The sequence below is a fragment of the Stenotrophomonas sp. CASM106 genome, assembly GCF_049384825.1.
Classification (GTDB): Bacteria; Pseudomonadota; Gammaproteobacteria; order Xanthomonadales; family Xanthomonadaceae; genus Stenotrophomonas; species Stenotrophomonas muris.
Genome location: NZ_JBMRFS010000026.1, coordinates 1 through 704, shown reverse-complemented (window position 1 = coordinate 704; position 704 = coordinate 1). Strand labels below are relative to the sequence as shown.

The window sequence follows — 704 nt, the reverse complement described above, 5'->3', positions numbered from 1 at the left end:
TCCCGGCATGGATGCGAACCTGGCCGGCGAACTGGTGCGCAACACTGAACGCGTCTGCCCGTACGCCAAGATGTTCCATCGTGGCATCAGCCATGTGGTGCATGTGCAGGTCTGACCGCAGGCTGCGCCTCTGTAAAGTCGAGCCATGTTCGACTATTGCCCTGACGTCCGCTTCCGGCCAACGGATGCACTCCTCATGTAAATCCGGCTAAGCTGCGGCGCGTCCACGCGTGGAAACGCAAGATCCCCTCAAGAGGCTGCCATGGAACCGCACTATCAGCTGCTGGCGAGCGTGCTCATGGGGGTGTTTGTCTTCCTGTTCTTTCTTGCACGTGACTACTTCAAGAGCCTCGGCTGGATGCTCGGCCGGTTCGACCCCAATCTAGGGTATCCCTCTGCAGCCAAGCTCATCTCAGCAGCCAACAAGACCATGCTCGTGATTGGGGCGCTCCTGCTGATCTGGGCCTTTATCGGGCCTTCGCCGTACCGCAGGAACTGGGAACTCGAGGCCATGGGCCTGGCCCTGGGGGCGTTGGCCTGCTATGTGCTGCTCATCCTTCTGGCGTCTTCCAGCAGTCGATCCACACGGCAATGAGTCCAGCATCACGCACGGCCGTGGCAGCTCGCACGGACCACAGCGCTTGCTGACCACCGACGCAGCACCGTATCCGAGCGCCGTATGGCGCAGTTCCGCAGACCAGCCC

Annotated in this window: 1 protein-coding gene; it reads left to right on the top strand. The window is 61.5% G+C overall.

Translation table 11 applies throughout. The features are described from left to right. Positions 1 to 262: 262 nt before the first annotated feature. The gene (locus VG556_RS22325) at positions 263 to 595 is read left to right on the top strand and encodes a hypothetical protein (protein WP_423180047.1); all 333 of its coding nucleotides are present in this window, start codon (positions 263 to 265) and stop codon (positions 593 to 595) included. Positions 596 to 704: the final 109 nt, after the last annotated feature.